This window comes from Streptomyces flavusporus, from assembly GCF_046267975.1.
GTDB lineage: Bacteria > Actinomycetota > Actinomycetes > Streptomycetales > Streptomycetaceae > Streptomyces > Streptomyces flavusporus.
The window spans coordinates 4,205,514-4,226,833 of the sequence record NZ_CP176503.1 but is presented as its reverse complement, the minus strand read 5'-3'; the positions used below and the strand labels follow the sequence as shown (position 1 = coordinate 4,226,833).

General features: G+C 70.0%; 15 protein-coding genes and 3 pseudogenes. 11 read left to right on the top strand and 7 right to left on the bottom strand.

Features of this window, described 5'->3' with window-relative positions:
- Window positions 1–40: 40 nt before the first annotated feature.
- Complete coding sequence (locus ACKTSN_RS20030) at window positions 41–481, bottom strand: Tn3 family transposase (protein WP_409470369.1); 441 nt, start codon at window positions 479–481, stop codon at window positions 41–43.
- A 44-nt stretch (window positions 482–525) separates the two neighbouring features.
- Between ACKTSN_RS20030 and ACKTSN_RS20025 the strand changes: the two genes are divergently transcribed.
- The 3 genes and pseudogenes from ACKTSN_RS20025 to ACKTSN_RS20015 all read left to right on the top strand — a co-directional run bounded on the left by ACKTSN_RS20025 (window position 526) and on the right by ACKTSN_RS20015 (window position 4,951).
- On the top strand, window positions 526–1,590 hold the full coding sequence (locus ACKTSN_RS20025) for a tyrosine-type recombinase/integrase (RefSeq protein ID WP_409474871.1): 1,065 nt from the start codon (window positions 526–528) through the stop codon (window positions 1,588–1,590).
- The gene (locus ACKTSN_RS20020; RefSeq protein WP_409470368.1) at window positions 1,587–3,917 is read left to right on the top strand and encodes a tyrosine-type recombinase/integrase; all 2,331 of its coding nucleotides are present in this window, start codon (window positions 1,587–1,589) and stop codon (window positions 3,915–3,917) included. Before ACKTSN_RS20025 ends, ACKTSN_RS20020 begins: the two co-directional genes overlap by 4 nt.
- Before the next feature lie 300 nt (window positions 3,918–4,217).
- Window positions 4,218–4,951 (top strand): annotated as a pseudogene (locus ACKTSN_RS20015) (alpha/beta hydrolase).
- 58 nt (window positions 4,952–5,009) lie between these two features.
- Here the strand turns inward: ACKTSN_RS20015 and ACKTSN_RS20010 are convergent.
- Window positions 5,010–7,964 (bottom strand): Tn3 family transposase, encoded by a 2,955-nt coding sequence (locus tag ACKTSN_RS20010; RefSeq protein ID WP_409470367.1) that lies wholly within the window; start codon window positions 7,962–7,964, stop codon window positions 5,010–5,012.
- 221 nt (window positions 7,965–8,185) lie between these two features.
- Between ACKTSN_RS20010 and ACKTSN_RS20005 the strand changes: the two genes are divergently transcribed.
- Both ACKTSN_RS20005 and ACKTSN_RS20000 read left to right on the top strand, forming a co-directional pair.
- Complete coding sequence (locus tag ACKTSN_RS20005; protein ID WP_409470366.1) at window positions 8,186–8,383, top strand: hypothetical protein; 198 nt, start codon at window positions 8,186–8,188, stop codon at window positions 8,381–8,383.
- 301 nt (window positions 8,384–8,684) lie between these two features.
- Window positions 8,685–10,033 (top strand): annotated as a pseudogene (locus tag ACKTSN_RS20000) (replication initiator).
- A 123-nt stretch (window positions 10,034–10,156) separates the two neighbouring features.
- Here the strand turns inward: ACKTSN_RS20000 and ACKTSN_RS19995 are convergent.
- On the bottom strand, window positions 10,157–11,599 hold the full coding sequence (locus ACKTSN_RS19995; protein WP_409470365.1) for a recombinase family protein: 1,443 nt from the start codon (window positions 11,597–11,599) through the stop codon (window positions 10,157–10,159).
- A 59-nt stretch (window positions 11,600–11,658) separates the two neighbouring features.
- Between ACKTSN_RS19995 and ACKTSN_RS19990 the strand changes: the two are divergent.
- Window positions 11,659–11,796: pseudogene (locus ACKTSN_RS19990) on the top strand (dicarboxylate/amino acid:cation symporter); the annotation flags it as partial.
- Between the two features lie 41 nt (window positions 11,797–11,837).
- Window positions 11,838–12,482 carry a TetR/AcrR family transcriptional regulator gene (locus ACKTSN_RS19985; protein WP_409470364.1) on the top strand — a complete coding sequence of 215 codons (645 nt, stop codon included), beginning with the start codon at window positions 11,838–11,840 and terminating at the stop codon, window positions 12,480–12,482.
- Here the strand turns inward: ACKTSN_RS19985 and ACKTSN_RS19980 are convergent.
- The gene (locus tag ACKTSN_RS19980; protein ID WP_409470363.1) at window positions 12,465–13,322 is read right to left on the bottom strand and encodes a MaoC family dehydratase; all 858 of its coding nucleotides are present in this window, start codon (window positions 13,320–13,322) and stop codon (window positions 12,465–12,467) included. The two genes, ACKTSN_RS19985 and ACKTSN_RS19980, sit on opposite strands and share 18 nt — an antisense overlap.
- Before the next feature lie 276 nt (window positions 13,323–13,598).
- Here ACKTSN_RS19980 and ACKTSN_RS19975 point away from each other — a divergent pair, with 276 nt between their 5' ends.
- Window positions 13,599–15,575 (top strand): AMP-dependent synthetase/ligase, encoded by a 1,977-nt coding sequence (locus ACKTSN_RS19975; RefSeq protein ID WP_409470362.1) that lies wholly within the window; start codon window positions 13,599–13,601, stop codon window positions 15,573–15,575.
- Here ACKTSN_RS19975 and ACKTSN_RS19970 read toward each other — a convergent pair.
- Window positions 15,566–16,471 carry a LysR family transcriptional regulator gene (locus ACKTSN_RS19970; RefSeq protein ID WP_409470361.1) on the bottom strand — a complete coding sequence of 302 codons (906 nt, stop codon included), beginning with the start codon at window positions 16,469–16,471 and terminating at the stop codon, window positions 15,566–15,568. The genes ACKTSN_RS19975 and ACKTSN_RS19970 overlap by 10 nt on opposite strands.
- A 181-nt stretch (window positions 16,472–16,652) precedes the next feature.
- Between ACKTSN_RS19970 and ACKTSN_RS19965 the strand changes: the two genes are divergently transcribed.
- The gene (locus ACKTSN_RS19965) at window positions 16,653–17,201 is read left to right on the top strand and encodes a DUF6817 domain-containing protein (RefSeq protein WP_409470360.1); all 549 of its coding nucleotides are present in this window, start codon (window positions 16,653–16,655) and stop codon (window positions 17,199–17,201) included.
- A gap of 15 nt (window positions 17,202–17,216) precedes the next feature.
- Here ACKTSN_RS19965 and ACKTSN_RS19960 read toward each other — a convergent pair whose 3' ends face one another.
- The gene (locus ACKTSN_RS19960) at window positions 17,217–17,864 is read right to left on the bottom strand and encodes a class I SAM-dependent DNA methyltransferase (RefSeq protein WP_409470359.1); all 648 of its coding nucleotides are present in this window, start codon (window positions 17,862–17,864) and stop codon (window positions 17,217–17,219) included.
- A gap of 202 nt (window positions 17,865–18,066) precedes the next feature.
- Entirely contained in the window at window positions 18,067–18,270 is a 204-nt protein-coding gene (locus ACKTSN_RS19955; protein ID WP_003992177.1) for a cold-shock protein, read from the bottom strand.
- 309 nt (window positions 18,271–18,579) lie between these two features.
- Between ACKTSN_RS19955 and ACKTSN_RS19950 the strand changes: the two genes are divergently transcribed.
- Together ACKTSN_RS19950 and ACKTSN_RS19945 are read left to right on the top strand one after the other, a co-directional pair.
- Window positions 18,580–19,428, top strand: coding sequence for a menaquinone biosynthetic enzyme MqnA/MqnD family protein (locus ACKTSN_RS19950; protein ID WP_409470358.1), 849 nt, complete (start codon window positions 18,580–18,582; stop codon window positions 19,426–19,428).
- 89 nt (window positions 19,429–19,517) lie between these two features.
- Window positions 19,518–21,290, top strand: a complete 1,773-nt coding sequence (locus ACKTSN_RS19945; RefSeq protein ID WP_409470357.1) for a serine/threonine-protein kinase — start codon at window positions 19,518–19,520, stop codon at window positions 21,288–21,290.
- The last annotated feature ends 30 nt before the right edge of the window (window positions 21,291–21,320 follow it).

Sequence of the window (21,320 nt, the reverse complement as noted above, 5' to 3'; positions counted from 1 at the left end):
GGCTGCCCTCCCCCGTAGGGCGTCGCGGGGCCGATGCGTCCTACAGCCCGGCTGCGGGGTCGTCGGCGGCCACGGTCCGCAGCGGCCGGTGTCCCTTCTCGTCGAGCTGGGCGAGTTCGTGCTCGTAGTCGACAGTGATGGAGCCGTAGTAGTTGACCACCGAGCTGCGGGCCGGGGAGATGTGCGCCAGGACCTCGGCGTCCACCTCGCGGCCGGCGCCGCGCAGTTCGCTGACGGCCAGGCCCATGTACTCGGTGTGCCAGCAGATCACCGCGTTCGTCACGACGGTCAGGCACCACGCCTGTTCGTTCTGCTGCTCGGGCTGACGGCGGGTGACCTTGCCTTCACGGGCGTAGTGGAGCTGGCGGCGCAGGGCATGGAGAGACTCGCCCTTGTTCAGTTGCCGGGCGATCTTGCGGCGGTAGCCCTCGTCCGACAGGTACTTATCAGTTACGTGGAATCTGACCGCAGCGGAGATCATCTCCCTGCGGTACGACCACGGACTGAGGAGATGTGTTGGGCACGGTGGTGCTGGACGAGAAGTGGCCGGTGCTCGGCAGGCACGAGCAGGCCGCCGGGTGGTTGCAGGTGTGGAGCGACCTGGGTCGGGCTCCCCGGACGATCGACGCCTATGCCCGGGGGCTGGCCGAGTACCTGGAGATGTGCGAGCGGGAGAATGTCGACCCACTGACTGCGAACCGGGCACACATCGCCGTCTACGTACGGGAGTTGACATCTCGGCCGAGCCGCCGGGGCGCGAATGTGGTCTCGATCGACTCGGGCTCGGGCCTGGCCAATGCCACGATTCAGCAGCGTCTGGTGCCGGTCCGGCTGTTCTACGACTTCCTTATGGAGGACGGTCAGCGCGACTCCAACCCGGTCGGCCGGGGCCGCTACACGCCCGGCCGCCGACACCGTGGCGGGCACGAGCGCGGCCTCGTTCCGAGGCTGACGAAGCTGCCGTGGATACCCACCGAGCAGCAGTGGCTGGACATCCTCGCGGTCGCCGCCGCGGAGCCGGTCCGCAACCGGGTCATGCTCGCTCTCGCCTACGACGCCGCACTGCGCCGCGAGGAGCTGTGCTCGCTGCGGACCGACGACCTCGACCCGGCCCACCGAACCTTGCGGGTACGGGCTGAGACGACCAAGAACCGGCTGGAGCGCGTCGTCCCGTACTCCGCGCCGACCGGCGTCCTGCTCTCGGGCTACCTCGCGCACCGGGCGACGATCAGCCGGGCCCGCGGACCGCTGTTCCTCTCGGAATCGCGGCGCAACCACGCCCAGCCGCTGAGCCTGTGGACCTGGTCGAAGGTCGTCCGCCGGATCGCATTGGCCGCCGATGTCCCGCGATTCTCCACGCACACGACGCGGCACCTCTGCTTGACCGACCTGGCCCGGATGGGCTGGGAACTGCACGCCATCGCCACCTTCGCCGGCCACCGGCACACCGACTCCACACTCACCTACATCCACCTGTCGGGCCGGGACCTGGCCGACAAGCTCAGCCGCGGCATGGAACAGATCCACGGCTGGCGGGTGCAGATGCTGGCCCGCCTCGGCGAGCAGGCGACCGGGACGGTCGCGCTGTGACCGCGGCGATATCGGCGGCCGCTTCCGAGACGGCCACGGCTCCTTCCTGGCCTTGGCCCATTGACCTGGCCCGATACGACCGTCGACCCGAACTCACCGAACGCGAGCGTGCAGCACTGACCAGTCTGGGCTGGGAAGTCCGCCGGCGCCGCGGCTATGCCCCGGACCGGGTCGAGTGGCGGGCGATCTCCCGTCTGCTCCGCCCGCTCGACGACGCACGAGCCGCGCTTCGGTGGTGCCCGTACACGCCCTCCCACCGCCGGGCCGTGACCGACGCCATCGGCCTCGTCCTGCGGCGCTGCCTGGAAGACGGCACGTCGTTCTGGTCGTGGTCGGCAGACGACTGGGTCCGCCTCATCGCCCCTGGCCACAAGGAGTTCGAGGACGCCTGGCCCGGGTGGATTGACGGCTCGGTCCGGCCCTACGTGGCCGCGTTCGCCTACCTGCTCGGCGACTTCACCGACTTCCACCGAATCGGCGGGTTCATCCGCCGCTCACTCGCCTGGCGCGTCTTCGGCCAGGAACCGGTCGAGGAGACGATCGCCCAGGTGGCGGCCACCCTCCAGGGCTGGGGCTACCACCCCTCGAACGGCGCCTTCGGCCAGTTCCGCACCGTGCTGGTCCAGATCATGCTGATCAACCGAAGCCCGCTCCTGCAGGACATGACCACCGATGCCCTGCAACGGGCCCGCGAGAGCCCCGCGCTCCCGTCCGGGGCCCGGCGCGGAAACCTCCACGGTGTTCACCGGGCGATCGCCGCCCTCGGCCACGCCGCCCCACCGCCCAAGCCCATCCACGCCGTGATGCCCGATCTCGAAGGCGTTCCCGAGCCCTGGGCCGCGATGGTGGAGCGCTGGCACGACACCTCAACGCTCACGCCGAAGGTCAGAGGCGGGTTCCGGTCCATCGTGGCCAAGGCAGGCCGGTGGCTGGCCGCCGAGCACCCCGAGATCGTCGAACCCGCCCAGTGGACCCGCGAGACCTGCGCGGCCTGGGTCGCGGCGCTGGACCGGATGACCGTCGGCGAGTACGTGCAGCGCCGGGCGGGACTCGACAAGCGCGGCGGCAAACCGCTGTCCCCTCGCACGAAGGCCGGCTACCTCACCGCGACCAGGACGTTCTTCAGGGACTGCCAGGAATGGGAGTGGATTCCCCGTCGCTTCGACCCCGTTCGCGCGCTGGCCACGCCCAGGAGCGTCGCGGCGCTGATCGGCCCCAACCCCCGGGTGATCGCCGACGACATATGGGCGAAGCTGCTGTGGGCCGGGCTCAACGTCGATCCCGAGGACTTCCCGACCAACACCTACGGACTGTGCTACCCGATCGAACTCATCCGGGCCGTCACCCTGACCTGGCTGTTCGGCGGCCTGCGCAGGGACGAGATATCCCGCCTCCGCACGGGCTGCATCCGCTGGCAGCACGACGGCTTCCCCATTCCTGGCGACTCCGACGAGGTGCTGGCGCGCGACGCCGTTTGCCTGCTGGACGTCCCCACCCACAAGACCGGTACCTCCTTCACCAAGCCCATCGATCCCCTGCTGGGCAAGGCGATCGAGGCATGGCAGGATGCACGGCCGCAGCAGCCGAAGATGCTGGACCGCAAGACGGGTGAGCAGGTGGACTTCCTGTTCGCGCACCGGGCCAAACGACTCGCGAACACCTACATCAACACCGCGGTCATCCCCTCGCTCTGCCGCAAGGCCGGCGTCCCGACCGCCGATGTCCGGGGCAACATCACCAGCCACCGGGCCCGGTCCACGATCGCCAGCCAGCTCTACAACGCCAAGGAGCCGATGACGCTGTTCGAGCTGCAAGCCTGGCTCGGTCACCGGAGCCCGGAGGCCACTCAGCATTACGCCAAGATCACCCCGAACACGCTGGCCAGGGCCTACAACGATGCCGGGTACTTCGAGCGCAACGTCCGGACAATCGAGGTCCTGGTCGACCGGGACGCGGTTACCTCCGGAGCGGCCGCGTCGGGTGAGCCGTGGCAGTACTACGACCTCGGTCACGGGTTCTGCACCTACACGTTCTTCGAGCAGTGCCCGCACCGGATGGCCTGCGCTCGCTGCGACTTCTACACACCGAAGGGCTCCAGCAAGGGTCAGCTTCTGGAAGCCAAGGACAACCTTCAGCGCATGCTGGCAAGCGTCCCGCTCAGCGACGAGGAACGCGCCGCTGTTGACGATGGTCAGGCTGCGCTTGACCAGCTGCTGGAACGGCTGGTCGACATCCCCACGCCAGCTGGGGCGACACCCCGAGAGATCGGCGTTCCGGCGACCGCGACGCTCCTACCGATCGTCGCCGTCAACCAGGGCAAAGGCTGAACTACTTGACAAATCAGATTCCACAGAATGCCGGTTTTTCGGTGCTCGAATCGGTGGCGGACGTGCGCTTCCTGACCAGTGACAGGCGAGACTCCGACGCCATGGTGTTCGGCCACAGAGCCTCCACAAAAACCCGTTGGCGGAACCACGGCAGCCACTGCTACGTTTCCGGAGGCCGTGCAAGAGAGCGAGGAGGTGGTACCCGTGAACGTATCGACATGGGTGCTCCCCTCCGGGGTCACGGTCGGGCGATAGGTCGTCCGGGAGCGCCGTTCAATGGCACTCCCGAAAGGCACGACCATGCACTTCACTTCTGAACAGCGTCTCGACGACGCTGTCCTCGAGCGCGAATTCACCCTCGGTGAGATCCCCGGCATCCTGTGGACGCCCGCATCCGCGTCCGCACCGGCGCCGCTGATCCTGCTCAGTCCCCCTCCTCTCGGGCTGCGCAAGACGTACCCCCGGCTGGTGGCCCGGGCCCGGCACGCTGCGGCGGACGGCTTCGCCACGGCTACCATCGAGCTCCCCGGAAGCGGCGACCGGCCCCGTTGGCCCGCCGCTGAGCAGGCCCGCGCCGACCTGCGCCGGGCCATGGAGGCCGGCGAGCCGGTCAGCGACGAGATCATCGACGCCCTCATCCTCCCGCTCGTCGACAAGTCGGTCCCGGAATGGCAGGCCGCCCTGGACGCCCTCCTGTCGCTGCCCGAGATCGGCGGCCCGGTCGGGTACTCGGGGGGGAGTGATCTCCATCGGGACCCGGCTGGCGGTGGTCGAGCCGCGCATCTCGGCCCCGTTCTGTTCGCCGGGAGTTTCGTCCCCCGGGCCATGTTCGAGGAGGCCCGCCAGGTCACCATTCCGCTGCACGTCCTGCTGCAGTGGGACGACGAAGGGAACGACCGGCAGGCGGCCCTGGACCTGTTCGACGCCTTCGGCTCCAAGGAGAAGACCCTGCACGCCAACATGGGCGGGCACACCGGCGTCCCGCAGTCCGCAGGCGACGAAGCGGCCGATTCCTCGCCCGGCACCTGAAGTGACGCCGGGCCGTCAAGCCACCAGCAGACGGTAAGCCGTGTCGGCCAGGATGCTGCCCATCTAGGGACAGGTCCCGGCCCTCCTCGGCTCTCTACACCACGGGCCCCTGCCAGACACCTCGGCAGGGGCCCGCGCTGCCCGAAGCCATGAACTGCTCGACGTCTGCAGAGCTTCGCAGGCTGCGCTCGACCAGCTGCTGGAACGGCTGGTCGATGTCCCCACGCCAGCCGGGAGGACACCTCGCGAGATCGGAGTCCCGGCGACCGCGACGCTCCTGCCGATCGTCGCCGTCAACCAGGGCAAAGGCTGAACTACTTGACAAATCTGATTCCACAGAAGAGCGGCGTAGATGGTGCGGCGAAGCGCCCCGTACTCCTTCAGTGCCGCCGCCAGAGTGTTCTGACGGGAGGAGGCGGACAGCTTGCCGACGATCAGGGAGGCGGTGGCGTGCCCGAACTTGATCGACCCGGCCAGCCGCAGCAGATCGTCCCAGTTCTCCTCGATCAGCCTCATATTGATCTTCTGGGTGAGCAGCGGTCCCGCCACCGGCCACAGGCTGTTGACGTCCCGCTGCGGGTCCATCCGGTACAGCGTGATCTTCCCCAGGTCGCGGATGCGCGGGGACAACTGCATGCCCACCAGGTCGAAGAGCGCGAAATTGACCAAGGTCACGCCGTGCGTGTCGGTGGCGTGCTCGGCGACGGGCAGGTCGGTCTTGTTGCCCATGATCTCGTCCAGCACGTAGTGCGCCTCGCGGCGGGTGACCACGATGACCTTCGTGCCGAACGTGGTGTGCTGGTCCGAGACGTGCGTGTACGTCGACAGGCCCTGACCGGCGAAGTACTTCTTCATCGCCCGCGCTGTGGTCGACTTGCCCTTCACCGGGAACCGTTGCCCGTCCGAAGAGGACAGCGTGCCGCCGCCGAATGCCTGGGTCAACGGCAGGCGGTGGTGGTAGTTGACTACCGCGGCGTTCGCCGCGGCCAGGGTCTCCTCGCGGATATACCACTCCTGGGTCCAGGCCAGGATGTCGTACGAGATCCCGCACGCGTCCGCCATCCGGACCAGGCCCAGATTCGTCGCGTTCGCGATCAGCACCGCCAGCAGGTTGCGCTTCAGCTCCGGCGAGCGGGTCTGCTTGCCGCCTGCATGGGTGAGGCAGTCCAGGAAACCGGTGCGGCGGTCGAGTTCGACCAGTAGCGAGGCGATCGGGGCCAGCGGCAGCAACTCCGAGAGTTCTTCCTTCAGCCCGGCGGCCTCGGCCGGGATGTCCTCCGCCGACAGGGGCGGGATGACGAGCTCCCCTTCCGGCGACAGCCGCACCTCGCCGGTGCCCGCCTTCCGGTTGGCCAGCACTTTCTCCAGGTCGCCCATCGCGGCCGCCAGTTCCTCCTTGCACGCCTGAAGCGCGAGGCGGGCGTCGGTCGGCTTGCCGACCAGCTGGCAGAACTGTTCCCGCTGCCCCTCCCACTGCTCGGGCGTGAACAGGTACGACGCCGGGTCGGCGTACCGGCGTGAGGACGGTACGTACACGTCCCCGCTGCGCAGCCCGTCCCGCAGGCTCAGCAGCACCGTCAGCTCCCAGAAGTGCCGGTACGCCGTGACGTCCCGGTCCCTGGTGGCCTGTTCCAGGTAGCCGGCCCACTTGGCGGGCACGAAGTCCGTCGGTGCGTGGTCGGGGACCTTCCGGGCACCGTCCGCGTTCAGCTTCTTTAGAATCGTCACGGCCTCCATGAGGGCCTCGGAGCCCGTGCCGCCGGTGAAGCTGATCGCCTTCAGGACGTCCGGGGTGAACTGCCGCAGGTAGGAGTAGGAGTTGTCGAGCATCGCCAGATGCCCGTTGTCGCGGGGCAGTCTGCCGGTGGCCTGTGCGACAGCGGCGCGCAGCCGCTCCATGCCGATGGTGTTCCGCAGCAGGCCGCCGACCATCTCGTCCTCGATCCCGGCGTCGACCAGGACCGGCAGGATCTCGTCCAGCAGCGCCTGCCGGCTCTCCCCGGCCGCGGCGCGGGCGGCCAGCGCGTCACGCATCTTGATGCGCGCCCGGCTCTCCCTCGCCGAGACGGCCTGGTCGAACAGGCTGATGACCTCGTCCAGCACATCGGCGGCGGACTGCGAGAGCACCGTCAAAAGGATCGGATGACGGCGCTGCGGCTCGCGCCGGTCCAGCGACTGCGCGGGCAGCCGACGCCCGACCGTCGCCAGGAACCGGCGCCGCTCCGCGGGCAGACTCGTCAGGTCCAGGGTGTGGGCGTCCATGCCGCGCAGGAACCCTAGCTTGTCCAACTCGGCTTTCACCGCGTTCGCCGAGTCCCCGGTCGCGCCCTTGGACAGCCAGTTCAGCCGTGTCGTTCCGATCGCCGAGTCCACGGCCAACAGCCCGTCGAGCTCGCTCATCAGCTTCGGCGTCAGCAGATGCCGCACCCGCTGGTACGTCTCCCGCCCGGCCTCCGCCCGCGCCGTGGCCACTCGCTCCAGCAGCTTCACCACCCCGGGCCTCACCACCCGCGAGGAAGCCAGATGCTCGCAGGCCAGGCGGAACAGCAGCGACGGGGAATCGTGTTCCATCGCGCGGGCGAGCAGGAACTCGTCCAACTCCTTCAGCTCCAGCGTCTTCGCGGGTTTCCAGTTCAGATATCGGGTCACCTCGCGCAGGTGCCCGGTGCGGGTCTGCTTCCGCTCGCCGTAGAACCGCAGCTCACCCACGGGAATCTGAAGGTGCTCGGAGAGCCGGGCAACTGCCGCCGGTGGCGCCGAGGCGACGTCGTCCGGGACGAACCCGAGCCATGGCAGCGTGCACAGCTGGACCGCCAGCCCCAGCCGGTCCTTCGGACTACGGCCGCGTCCCGGGTCGATGAACCCCACATCCGCCGGCGTCAGGGTGAAGAACCGGATCAGCTCTTCCGTGTTGATCTCCGGAAAGCCACGCAACCGTTCCAGCTCGTCATCCGCGAACACACGGGTCGCCACCGAGAACCCCCACCACAACCACTCGCGTGCGGGCCGCACCGTCATATCGGCGGCTTACCGCATTTCATGGTGAACGACCCGGCCACTCCTCAAGACACGGCGCTATGCGAGCTGCTGATCGTCAGCGGCCGCGCGGCGCCCAGCGTTCGGCGAGGTCTCCGCCGGTACGAGCGCGCCCGACACCCCTGCGCCCCGAGCGGCATCGTCCCAGGTCAGCGATATCCGTTGTTTTTGCGGCCATTACTACGGGGCCCCCGAGAGAGCAAGTGATCAGCGAAGGTACGGCGTTCACGTTCGCGGTGATCTTCGGGATCATCACCGTCCTCCTCGTCCGCTCCCGCGACGTACGCGCCTGGGAAGCGGTCTGCGTCGGCCTCTTCGGCCTCTACCTCGGCCAGACCCCCGTGATCTACACCGTCCACGGCCTCGTCACCTGGCTGATCAACGGCTTCTCCCACACCTGAGCAGAAAGGACACGACGGCATGCCCATGCCTCGCGTGAGGTGCCCCCACTGCAAGGGCGACGGAGCCCGCAAGACCTGGACCGGACGGCTGCGGCGCTGCCGCGTCTGCCGGGGCACCGGAACCATCCGCTGAACCCGCGCACCACACCGACCACGCAACGGAGGCGATCCCCATGGCCCACAGCGCACCACCACCCATCCACCGTGCCGCCTCGGCGGCCCACGCCGGAAGGTCACCACCATCACCCCGGAGTCCACCACTGCGGCTGACCGGCGCGCCGTCCTTACCCGCACGGCGCGCCTGCGTCAGCTCCCCGAAGCCGATCGCGACGCCATCCGCCTTGCCCAAGACCCCAAATTCCCGCGCTGGCTGGAACAGGTCACCTCCACCGGCGGCTGTGCCCACCTGGTCCACCTGTCCGGCTCGACCACCACCCTGGACGCCGAAACCGGCGAGATCCTCCACCACTACGACACCCGCAACGAACCCGGCGAACGCCTCCTCGTCCGCTGCCGCAACCGTCGCGCCACCGTCTGCCCGGCCTGTTCCCGTCTCCACGCGGGCGACACCTTCCACCTCGTCCGCGCGGGCCTGATCGGCGGCAAGAACATCCCCACCACCGTCCGCCACCGGCCCCGGCTCTTCGTCACCCTGACCGCCCCGTCCTTCGGCCCGGTCCACCGCGCCGGGGAAGTGTGCCGCCCCCGCCGTGACGGCGGCCAATGCGAACACGGACGACCCTTCGGCTGCGGCGCGGTCCACGCCCCGGACGCGCCGGTTGTCGGTCAACCGCTCTGCCCCGACTGCTACGACTACACCGCCCACGTGCTGTGGCACGCGCACGCCTCCAAGCTGTGGGACCGGTTCGTCATCGACGTCCGGCGGCGCCTGGCCTCCTCGGTGGGCCTCGTACAGTCGCACTTCGCCCGGCACGCCCGGCTGTCCTTCGCCCGCGTGGCCGAGTACCAGAAGCGGGCGGCCGTCCACGTGCATGCCGTCGTTCGCCTCGACGGCCCGAACGGGCCCAACGACGAACCTCCGGCCTGGGGCACGGCGGAACTGCTCATCAGCGCCGTACGCGCCTCCGCCCGGCGGGTCCTGGTCCACACGCCCTACAGCCCGGCTGTGGGTGAGCTGGCACTGCGCTGGGGCGCCCAGGTCGACGCCGGCCGCTGCGTGCCAACGGCGATGGCCCGGACGATGACGCGGTCGCCGCATACGTGGCCAAGTACGTCACCAAGGGAGCGAGCGAGACAGGCGCCGGCATCGACCACCCGCTCACCACCTGGGGCGACGTCGAGTCGGCACCCGTGAGCGAACACGTCCGCACCCTTATGCGGGCCTGCTGGCGTCTCGGCGGCCTCCCCGAGTACGCGTCCCTGCGCCTTCGGGACTGGACTCACACGGTTGGCTACCGGGGTCACATCCTTACCAAGTCCCGTGCCTACTCGACGACGTACGCAGCGCTCCGCGCCGAACGCGCCGACCACATGGGCCACACGGACGTGCCCGACGCGGTCACGGAACGGCACTGGCGTTACGTCGGCTCCGGCCACACCCCCGGCGCTGCACTCATCGCTGCGGGAATTGCTGCGGACCTGGCGGAGAACAGGGAGGAAGCACGTTCCTATCGGGGCTCTTATGGCTGATAAGCCCTTACAGCCGGTTCCACTGGATTGCTGAGATCCTCCATCGCTGGGTACCGCCCAAGGACTATGACATCCGCATGAGTGCTGTCGTCGATAGCTACGTTGCCGACCGCTTCGAGCCGGTTACTCCGGCGAAGCCTCATGCGACGCACCAACCGGCGTGATCTTGATTGAGGTGATCTCGGGCGGCTTGCGCCTACCACGGCCGATGCTGAAAACGTCAACGTGGTCGATTACGGTCGCCACGATGGCGCGGCGGCGTTCGAGGTTCTCGGGCTCGTCGTCCTTCCAGACTGCAAGTACATCCGTCTCGGCGCGGGATCGACGGATCACCGTGGTGGCTTCGCGCGTGCGTAGGCTCTGGAGCTCTGTGCGAAGGTGAGCCAAGGAATCGAAGTAGTCTTCGTCCTCCATGTCTCCTTCCTTCCAGCGACCTCGAAGTGCCCGGATACGCTTCTCCAACAGGTCGATCTCACCGGTGAGATCCTCTGCGGGCACCTCTTCCTTCCGAGGCATACGGGATTGCAGCGCTGCCTCGATCACCTCGTTGAGTCGCTCCTCGATCCACTCGTACTTGCGGCTCACCTTGCCGCAGCCCAGGCGGCCGTTCCTGCCTCGCTGCCCCGAGTGACAGAACGTCCGCCGGAAGGTCCGTCCCTGGATGGTCGCCCACTGGACGCGCATGACGGACCCGCAATACCCGCACCGCAGGAACCCGGAGTACAGGTGCTTCCGCTTGCCCGACCCTTGCGCCGCCGGTGTGGCTCGCCCATCGAGCAGGGTCTGGACGTTCTCCCACTGCTCGCGGGTCAGAGGGGCGCCATAGATGCTGTCTCCGATGTCCTGGCCCTGGTAGGTGACGATCCCCCCGGTCCGTTCCGACCGGTACACGCGCTTCACTGACTGGATCGTCCAGGCACCACCCTGCGGAGTCGTAGAGCCCTCGGAGTTCCAGTACCGGGCCACATCGCCGGGTGTCTTCGGGTTCCGGTCCATCAGCATGCGATAGCCCTTGCGAATCAGCTCGGCTTCGCCTTCGTCCAGCTCCTTGAAGTACGAGCCCTCCTTGAAGCCGAACTGTCTCTTCCCGCCGGCGTGCGGCTTGCCCTGCTCTCTGCGCTGCAAGAGGGAGTTGTTCACCCGCTCCGACATGCGCTCGGTCTCCTGCTGAGCCACCGCGCCCTTGATCGTGAGGATCATGCGGCCGTTGGCTGTCGACGTGTCCTCGCCCTCCGTCGTGGCGAACGCGAACCCGTGTTCCTTCTGCTCTTCGAGGAAGCTGGTCAGTTCGCTGATCCGACGCGTCAGGCGGTCGATGGAGTAGACGACGATCCCGTCAATGAGGCCGTCGCGGGCGTCTCGGAGCATCTCCGTGTACTGCGGGCGTCGGCGCTTGCTTGTGGTGGACGCCGATACGTCGTTTTCCGGGTAGACCTTGAGAACACCCCACCCCATGCGTTCGCACAGCTCCCGGCAGGCCTTCTCCTGGCGCTGGATGCCGAGTTCCTGGCCCTTGCGGTCCTTGCTGATTCGTACGTAGATCCCCACACGCTTCGGCTTGGCCATGTCTCCCCCCGGGGCACAGATGGTGTGCCTGCGCCATGGACAACGTGCATACAGACAATACGGTTACGAACGTCGCCGGGCAGGCCCTGGTGCCGGTGCTCGTCTCCGCCCGCGAGGGGCTGCTCGACCGCAATGCCTATGACAAGGCGGCGAGTTCCCCGGTGGACGAGCCGCAGCAGGTGACGGTCGCCGCCTGACCGGGAGCCGCCGGTGCTGCGCGGACCGTACGCTGATCCCCATGGGTGCCGTGAAGACCAAGCGGATGCCGCGTGCGGTCCGTGAGCAGCAGATGCTGGACGCCGCCGTGCAGACCTTCGGACAGCGGGGGTACATGGCCGCGTCGATGGACGACATCGCCGAACTCGCGGGCGTGTCCAAGCCGTTGGTGTACCTCTACCTCAACTCCAAGGACGACCTCTTCACCGCCTGCATCCGCCGCGAGGCCAAGGCGCTCACCGCCGCCGTCCGGGCCGGCGTGCACCCCGAACTGCCCGCCGACCGCCGGCTCTGGGAAGGCCTGCTGGCGTTCTTCACCCACACCGCCCGGCACCCCGACGGCTGGTCCGTACTGCACCTCCAGGCCCGCACCCACGGTGAGGCCTTCGCCGCCGAGGTCACCGCGATGCGCACGGAGATCGTCACGTTCGTGACGCAGCTGATCGCCGACGCCGCCCGCGAGGCCCACCGGGACCCGGACCTGCCCGACAAGGAGGTCGCCGGGCTGGCCGAGGCCCTGGTCGGCGCCGCCGAGTCGCTCGCGACCTGGGCCAACGCCACCCCCGGCGTCACGGCCCGGCAGGCGGCGGCGACCCTGATGAACTTCGCCTGGGCGGGGCTGGGCGGCCTGATGGCGGGGCGGGCCTGGTCACCGCCGCCCGCGTGAGGTGAGCGGGAGCACCTCGCCGGTCACACACCGGCGTTCCCCGCTCCGGAGCTCGAACCGCCCGCCGTCCGCCGCGTACTCCACCGTCCCCGGCAGCAGCACCGGCGCCCGGAACTGGGCCCGTACCAGCACCGCCTCGGGCGTCCCGTGCGCGGCGAGGCAGCGGGCCACCGTCCACATGCCGTGCGCGACGGCCCGGCGGAAGCCGAACAGGCGGGCGGTGAGCGGATACAGGTGGATCGGGTTTCGGTCGCCGGAGACGGCACCGTACCGCCGCCCGATGTCACCGCCGAGCCGCCACTCGGCGCTGACCGGCAGCGGGGCGTGCTCGGTCCCGTGCGAGGGCCGGGCATCAGTGCGGTGCCGCGCGAGATAGGTGCTTCTCGACTCCCATACGACCTCCCCGCCGGCCCGCGCCTCGGTCACGACCGTCGCCTCCGTCCCGCGCCGGTGCGGAGCCAGTCCGTCGACGCACACGGCGAGTTCGTACTCCCCGGTGGCAGGGAGCGCCGTGTAGCGGCTGATCTCCACCGAGGTGTGGACCAGGCCGAGCAGCGGCAGCGGGAAGCGCCGGTCGCTCATCAGCCGCATGGCGAGCGGGAAGCCGAGGACGTGCGGATACGTGAGGGGCAGGGCGTCCTCCCCGGTCGGGAAGCCGCACACCCGCTCGTAGGCGGCGAGCCGGGCCAGGTCGACGCGTACGCCGGACAGGACGAGGCGGGTGCGGGGGAAGCGGGCGTCCGGGCGGGGCTGTTTGAAGGGGGAGAGCAGCGCGCCTCGCGCGAGGGAGCGGACCTGGCCGGGTGCGGTGCCGGTGCGGCTCAGGTGGCGGTCGGCCATGGGTAACCCCTGTCCTCGCTGTTTACTCTGGAGTAAGGTTACCGCAGGTAAGCCCAAGTCCTGTCCGGCCCCGAGCTGCACACCCCCGTCCCCGGACCACCTCGGAAGCACCCCCGGACCCGCGCAATCTCCCCACGCGGGCCCCGTAGGATCTCCGCCCACCGGCGGACGACGGACGAGCCGCGCCGCCGCCGGTGAACGCCTTCGTGCGCACCACGCGTACCTCATGCAGCGAGCAGTGCCGAAGTGCGTCGCTGCAGGCCCCAGGAGCTGCCCATGCCCATCTCGTACTCGTCCTCACCTTTACCGCCTGAGTCGTCCGACCCGTCCACGGCCGCATCGCTCGATTACGACCCCGACGGCGGGCCGGTCCTCGTCGAGCCCGAGATACGGCGGCTGGACGGGGCGGTGCGGGAAGTGGCCGTACCGCCGCTGGTGCCGCCGGTGTCGCACGGTTCGCTGGCCGACCTGCCGTTCGAGAACGCGGACGCGGCGCCCGGACATCCGGTGCTCAGCCGCCGTACCGGGGACGGGCGTTGGGCGGACGTGACCGCGGCGGAGTTCGCCGCGCAGGTGCTGGCCGTGGCGAAGGGGATGATCGCCGAGGGGCTGATGCCGGGCGATCGGATCGCGGTCATGGCCCGCACGTCGTACGAGTGGACGCTCCTCGACTTCGCCGCCTGGGCGGCCGGCCTGGTGACCGTCCCGGTGTACCCGACCTCGTCCGTCTTCCAGACCCGCTGGATCCTCCAGGACTCCGGCGCGGTGGCGCTGGCCACGGAGACGGTCGGGCAGGCGGCCGCGCTCGGCCCCGAGCGGGAGCACCTGACCGAGCTGAAGCACATGTGGGTCATCGAGAAGGGCCATGTGGACCGCCTGGCGGAGCTCGGCCAGTCAGTGCCGGACACCGAAGTGGACGTACGGCGCGGAATGCTGGGCCCGGACACCCTGGCCACCCTCGTCTACACCTCGGGCACCACCGGCCGCCCCAAGGGCTGCGCGCTCACGCACGGCAACTTCCTGGCGGAGGTCGACAACGCGATCGAACTCCTCTACCCCGTCTTCAAGGCCCGCACCGACGCGGAGCCCTGCACCCTTCTCTTCCTCCCCCTCTCGCACGTCTTCGGCCGCATGGTGTCGGTGGCCTGCGTCCGCGCGCGAGTGCGGATCGGTCACGCGCCCAGCCTGAAGTCGGAGGACCTGTTGGTCGACCTGGCGAGCTTCCGGCCGACCTTCCTCATCGCCATCCCGTACATGCTCGAGAAGATCTACAACAACGCGCGCGCGACGGCCGAACGGGGCGGCAAGGCCCCCGCCTTCGACCGTGCGGCGAAGGTGGCACGCCGCTACGGCGAGGCGGCGGAGGCCCGAGCGAGCGGCACCGGCCCCGGTCCCGGCGCCTCCCTCAAGGCGGCCCGCGCCCTCTACGACACCCTCGTCTACCGCCGGATCCGCAACGCACTGGGCGGCAGGGTCCGTTACGTCATCTGCGGAGGCTCGCCCCTGGGTCGCAACCTGGCCGCGTTCTACGCGGGCGCGGGCATCGACGTCTACGAGGGCTACGGCCTGACCGAGACGACCGGTGCGGCGACCGTGACGCCGCCGCTCAAACCCCGCCTCGGCACGGTCGGTTGGCCCCTGCCCGGCACGCGCGTCCGCATCGCCGCGGACGGCGAGGTGCTCCTCGCCGGCGGCCAGGTCCTCCGCGGCTACTGGGACCCGTACGCGGGCGGCGTCGTCCCGGCAACGCCCGACGGCTGGTTCCCCACCGGCGACATCGGCCGGCTGGACGACGAGGGCTACCTCACCATCACCGGCCGGAAGAAGGAGATCCTGATCACGGCGGGCGGCAAGAACGTGGCCCCGGCCCCGCTGGAGAACTGGCTGCGCTCGCACCCCCTGATCTCCCAGTGCATCGTCCTGGGCGACCGCCGCCCCTACGTCACCGCCCTGATCACCCTCGACACCGACGGCATCACCCACTGGCGCCAGATGAACGGCAAGCACCCCGTACCGCCGGAACTCCTCGTGACCGACGACGAGTTGCACGCGGTGTTGCAGCGTGCGGTGGACGAGGCCAACAAGCTGGTGTCCCGCCCGGAGTCCATCCGCCGCTTCGCCGTCCTCCCCGTCGACTTCACCGAGGCCGCCGGCCATCTGACCCCGTCGATGAAGCTGCGCCGGGAGGCGATCCTGCGGGACTTCGCCGGGGAGGTGGAGGCGCTGTACGGAGCCGACCGGGCTCACGGCTGAGCAGTGGGCGGCGAGGTGAGCTCCGCCACCGTGTCCGCGAACGCGCGGGCCGGCGGCGTGAGCGCGTCCCAGTGCCGGACGGCCCACCCCACCGTCAGTGGCCGCAGCGCGGGCAACGGCACCAGGCGCAGATCGCCCCCGTCGCCGCCCGCCCGCAGCCCCGGCAACGCGGGCACCACGGCCCGGCCCAGCCCCAACTCGGCCAGCAGCAGGGCCGTGTCCCAGTCGGCGACACTCGTGTCGTAGCCGAAGCTCACCCCCAACTCGGCGCAGGCCACGTCGAGATGGGCGGCGGACGTGGAGTTCGGAGGCAGCCGGATCAGCCGGAGGCCGGCCAGGTCGGAGACGTCGGCGTGCGGGCGGTCGGCGAGCGGGTCGCCGGCTCGTACCGCCAGCACCCACGGCAGGTCGACCACCGGCCGCTGCTCGATGCCGCGCACCGGCGGGCCGAGGGTGATCCAGGCCAGGTCCAGGTCGCTGTCGGCCAGCGCGCCGAAGCAGGCGCGGCTCGAACTCTCGGTACGGAACTCGAGGTTGACCTTGGGATGCCGCTGCCGGAACGCCACCACGGCGTCCGCCATGAAGTGCCGTACGGTCGTCGCCCCGGTGGCCACCCGTACCGACCCGCTCTCCCCGTCGACGAGATCCCGCAGCCGCCGCAACGCCAGATCCAGCCCGGCGATGCCCTCGGCCGCAGCGGCCTCCAGCACCCGCCCCGCCTGCGTCGGCACGATCCCGCGCGGCCGCCGCTCCAGCAGACCGACCCCCGTCTCCCGCTCCAGCCGCTTCACGTGCTGGCTGACCGCCGACTGCGTACACCCCAGATCACGGGCCACCGCACTGAGACTCCCGGCCCGGCAGACGGCCACGAACACACGCAGATCCTCGAGGGTCACAACCCCCAAGCTATCACTTGGATTTGGCGACTGATCCTTAGGATTGACTGGCCCCACGGGGTGTACGACGATCTCCACAGGGCCCGGGCGGCAACCCGCTCCGCGCCTCCGCGGGGGTCCGGACCGACAGCGGGGGAGGGGGCGGGTGCCGACCCACACTCCCCACTCTCGCGGCGAAGGGATGCCCGTGCCGACCTCCACCGACCAAGCCCTGGCGTTACTACGGCAGTTGGGTGCCGAGTCCATGGCCCACCCGGGCGGCACCCTCCTCACCCACCTCGACCGCGTACGCACACGACTGGCCGGCTGGGGCGCCCGCCCCGCCCTCCGGCTGGCCGGCCTCTGCCACGCCTGCTACGGCACCGACGGCTTCCCCGAACCTCTCCTCCCCCCGGACCGCCGTACCGACCTGGCGACCGTGATCGGCGCGGAGGCCGAGGCGATCGTGTACCTCTACGCCGCCTGCGACCGCACGGCGACGTACCCGTCCCTCGCCGACCCCGCCGCCCCCTTCCACGACCGCTTCACCGGCGCCGCCCACACACCGTCCCCCGGCCTGCGCCGGGACTTTGCCGAACTCACCGCCGCGAACGAGCTCGACCTTGCGGACCATGACGCGGCGTTCCGTGAGCGGTGGGGAGCCGAGCTGCTGGCCCTGTTCACGCGAATCCGGCCGCTGCTGAGTGAGGCGGCCTGGGACGACTGCCGCACGGTGCTCGGCGACGGCTAGGACAGGTGCTAGCGACTAGGGTCGGCTGCGGGCGATCAGATAGGCCTGCGCGGACGACTCCCCGAGTTCCTCCTCCGCCTCCCGCACCGTCCGCGACCGGATCTCGAAACCGGCCCCGGCCAGCAGCTCGGCGATCCGATCCGGCTGTCGGCGTTCGAAATCCAGGGACACCGGGTGGCCGAAGGGCCGGTCGATGCGGAGTGGGTGGTCGCCGACCTGGAAGGCGAGGAACAGATGGCCGCCCGGGGTCAGGACACGGGCGAACTCCGCGAAAAGGTCGGGCAGCCGGTCCACAGGGGTGTGGATGGACGAGTAGTAGGACACGACACCCGCGAGGTGGCCGTCGGGCAGGTCCAGGTCCAGCATCGAACCCTGCTCGAAGCGCAGGCCGGGATTCTCACGCCGGGCGATCGCGAGCATCGACGCCGACAGGTCGAGCCCGAACACCGACAGGCCGAGCGAGGCGAGGCACGCCGTCACCTCCCCCGGTCCGCACCCCAGATCGGCCACCTCACCGCCACCGCCCACGAGTTCCGCGTAGGCGGCCAGCAGGGCCCGGTCCACCGGCCTGGCCGCCAGCCCGTCCCGGAACCGGTCGGCGTAGTCCTCGGCAATGGTGTCGTAGAAGTCCTGGGTGGTGGTCAGGAAGTCGCTGTCAGCCATGGTCGGCGACCCTATCCACTCCCACTGACAACCGGCCGCGCGCCTGAGGCCACTCCCCTCAAGGAGTGTGGGGAGTGCGGGGGAAGGAATTCTCGGAGAATTCACCTCGGGATACTCGGGAAAAGGCAGGAGCCCCGTCGCCGAAGGCGTGGGGCTCCTTGGGTACTGCGCTCGATCCGGATCGGAGGATCAGATCATCAGATCAGACCGGGGTGACGTTCTCCGCCTGCGGGCCCTTCGGGCCCTGGGTGACGTCGAAGGACACCTGCTGGTTCTCCTCGAGGGAGCGGAAGCCGCTCGCGTTGATCGCGGAGTAGTGGACGAAGACGTCGGGGCCGCCGCCTTCCTGGGCGATGAAACCAAAGCCCTTTTCGGCGTTGAACCACTTCACGGTTCCGGTAGCCATAAGCCCTCCTTGGGCTCAAAGGGTTGCCCTGCTCCAGAACCAGCAAGTGTGAAGATCGAGATTCTGCACAACTGCACCCGTCTGAGAACGACGAGAGCCCGCGGTCACATGCTCCGCAGGCTCTGTACTGCAAGGGAAACCAAACTGCAACTTGCGGCGAGCCTAGCACGCGGGAAGCCGAAAGCAATAGAGGTCAAGATCACGTCACCCGAACGTTTGACATCCATGCCTCCGGATGGCGGAGGGGCCCGGACCGGCACGTCACCCCCGCAGGGTCAGCGCCCGCCCGGCGGACGCTAGCCTCCGGATGTGGACATTTCTCGCACCCGGCCGCGCGTCGGCCACATCCAGTTCCTGAACTGCCTGCCCCTGTACTGGGGGCTCGCGAGAACGGGCACGCTCCTCGACTTCGAGCTGACCAAGGACACCCCCGAAAAGCTCAGCGAGCAGCTGGTGCAGGGCGACCTCGACATCGGGCCGATCACCCTCGTCGAGTTCCTGCGCAACGCCGACGACCTGGTCGCCTTCCCCGACATCGCGGTCGGCTGCGACGGGCCGGTGATGTCCTGCGTGATCGTCTCGCAGGTCCCGCTGGAGCGGCTGGACGGCGCCCGGGTCGCCCTCGGCTCCACCTCGCGCACCTCCGTACGCCTCGCGCAGCTGCTGCTCGCGGACCGTTTCGGCGTACGGCCCGACTACTACACGTGCCCGCCCGACCTCAGCCTGATGATGCAGGAGGCGGAGGCGGCGGTGCTGATCGGGGACGCGGCGCTGCGGGCCAACCTGCTCGACGGGCCGCGCTTCGGACTGGAGGTGCACGATCTCGGCGCGCTGTGGAAGGAGTGGACCGGACTGCCGTTCGTCTTCGCCGTCTGGGCGGCCCGCCGCGACTACCTGGAGCGCGAGCCCGTGATCACCCGCAAGGTGCACGAGGCCTTCCTCGCCTCCCGCAACCTCTCCCTGGAGGAGGTCGGCAAGGTCGCCGAGCAGGCCGCCCGCTGGGAGGCCTTCGACGAGCAGGTCCTGGAGCAGTACTTCACCACCCTCGACTTCCGCCTCGGCGAGCCCCAGCTGGCGGCGGTCGCGGAGTTCGCGCGCAGGGTGGGCCCGACGACCGGCTTCCCGGCGGACGTGAAGGTGGATCTGCTCCAGCCGTAGGGGATCTGCTCCAGCCGTGGGGATCTGGAGCGGGCGGCGGGACTATACGCTGCGGGACAGTGGAGGCGTACGGGGGAAGGGGGCGCGCCATGCAGCCGCTCGGAGTCGACGAGCCCGCGAGCGTGGGGCCCTACCGGCTGCTCGGCCGGCTCGGTGCGGGCGGCATGGGCCGGGTGTATCTCGGCCGCAGCGCAGGGGGCCGTACCGTCGCGGTGAAGGTCGTACACCCGCACTTCGCGCTCGACGAGGAGTTCCGCGCCCGGTTCCGCCGCGAGGTCGAGGCCGCGCGGCGGGTGGGCGGCGCCTGGACCGCGCCGGTGCTCGACGCGGACCCGGAGGCGCCGGTGCCGTGGGTCGCCACGGCGTACGCGGCGGGCCCGTCGTTGACCGCGGCGGTCACGGACGGCGGTCCGCTGCCCACGCATTCCGTACGAGTGCTGGGTGCGGGCCTCGCCGAGGCGCTCGCGGCGGTGCACGAACTGGGCCTGGTGCACCGGGACGTGAAACCGTCCAACGTCCTGCTGACGCTGGACGGCCCCCTGCTGATCGACTTCGGCATCGCCCGCGCCACGGACGGCACGGCCTCCCTGACCTCCACCGGCGTCTCGGTCGGCTCGCCCGGCTACATGGCGCCCGAGCAGATCCTGGGCAAGGGGGTCACCGGAGCCGCCGACGTCTTCTCCCTGGGCGCGGTACTGGCGTACGCGGCGACCGGAGAGCCGCCCTTCCCCGGGGACTCCTCGGCCGCCCTGCTCTACAAGGTCGTCCACGAGGAGCCGCAGCTCGCCGCCCTGGAGGGCGGGCTGTTGCGGGAGATCGTCGAGGCATGCCTGGCGAAGGAACCGCGGGAGCGGCCGACCCCGGCGGAGGTGGCCCGGTGGCTCGCGCCCGAGGGGGCGGCGCGGCTGGTCGCGGGCGGGTGGCTGCCGGGGGTGCTGGTGGAGCAGGTCAGCCGTACTGCCGTGGAGCTGCTGAACCTGGAGACGGCGGTGGACGTGGCCCCTTCGGGGCCGGTGGAATTCGGCAAGCCGGCCGTGGGGGAGGCGCCGTCGGGGCCGGTGGAATTCGGCAAGCCGGCCGTGGGAGAGACACCGCCGGGGCCGGTGGAATTCGGCAAGCCGGCCGTCGGGGAGGCGCCGCTGGGGGCCGTGGGCTTCGGCAGTCCGGCGGTGAGTCCGCCCTCGGCCGTGGGGGAGTTCGGGCCGCCTCCCGTGATGCCGGGCGTCGTGTCCGAGCCGCGCCCGGCGGAGCCGGAGGATGCATCAGCGCCGGGCAACCGGCCCGGCAAGCTCTCCGTCACGTTCGCCTCGACGGCGGCACCGGAGGCCGGTGGGCGGGGCCGCCGGCTGAGCTGCACGGTCGCGCTCGCGGTCGCCGGGGCGCTGGCGGTGGTGACGGTGGGGTCGGTGTTCGTGTTCGACCTGTTGCCGGACGACCGTCGGGACAGTGCGGATGGGGCCGCCCCGCCTCAGTCCGCAACGCCGGGCGACTCCGCCACGGGCACCGCGTCCGCCGTCCCCGCCCGCTACCTCGGCACCTGGGAGGGCCAGGGCACTGCCCTCGACGGCAACCTGCCCCTCGGCACGTTCCGTATCACCGTCCGGGACGCGGAGGTCGGCGAGGAGCTGGGGCGGCTCCGGCAGACCGACCAGCTGGGCGGCGTCTGTGTCGACGTACTGACCCTGGAGCAGGCGACGGAGAAGCAGCTCGTCGCGACGTCGGTGGGTGCCAAGGACAACCACAGCGGGTGCAATCCGGCGGCGACGACGGTGCGGCTGATTCCGACGGGCGATGACCTGACGTACGAGTCGGACAGCAAGGAGTCGGGGAATCCCGAGGCGCGGATGTCGAAGGTCAAGTAGCGGCGGGAGCCCCCCTCATCCTTGCTCACC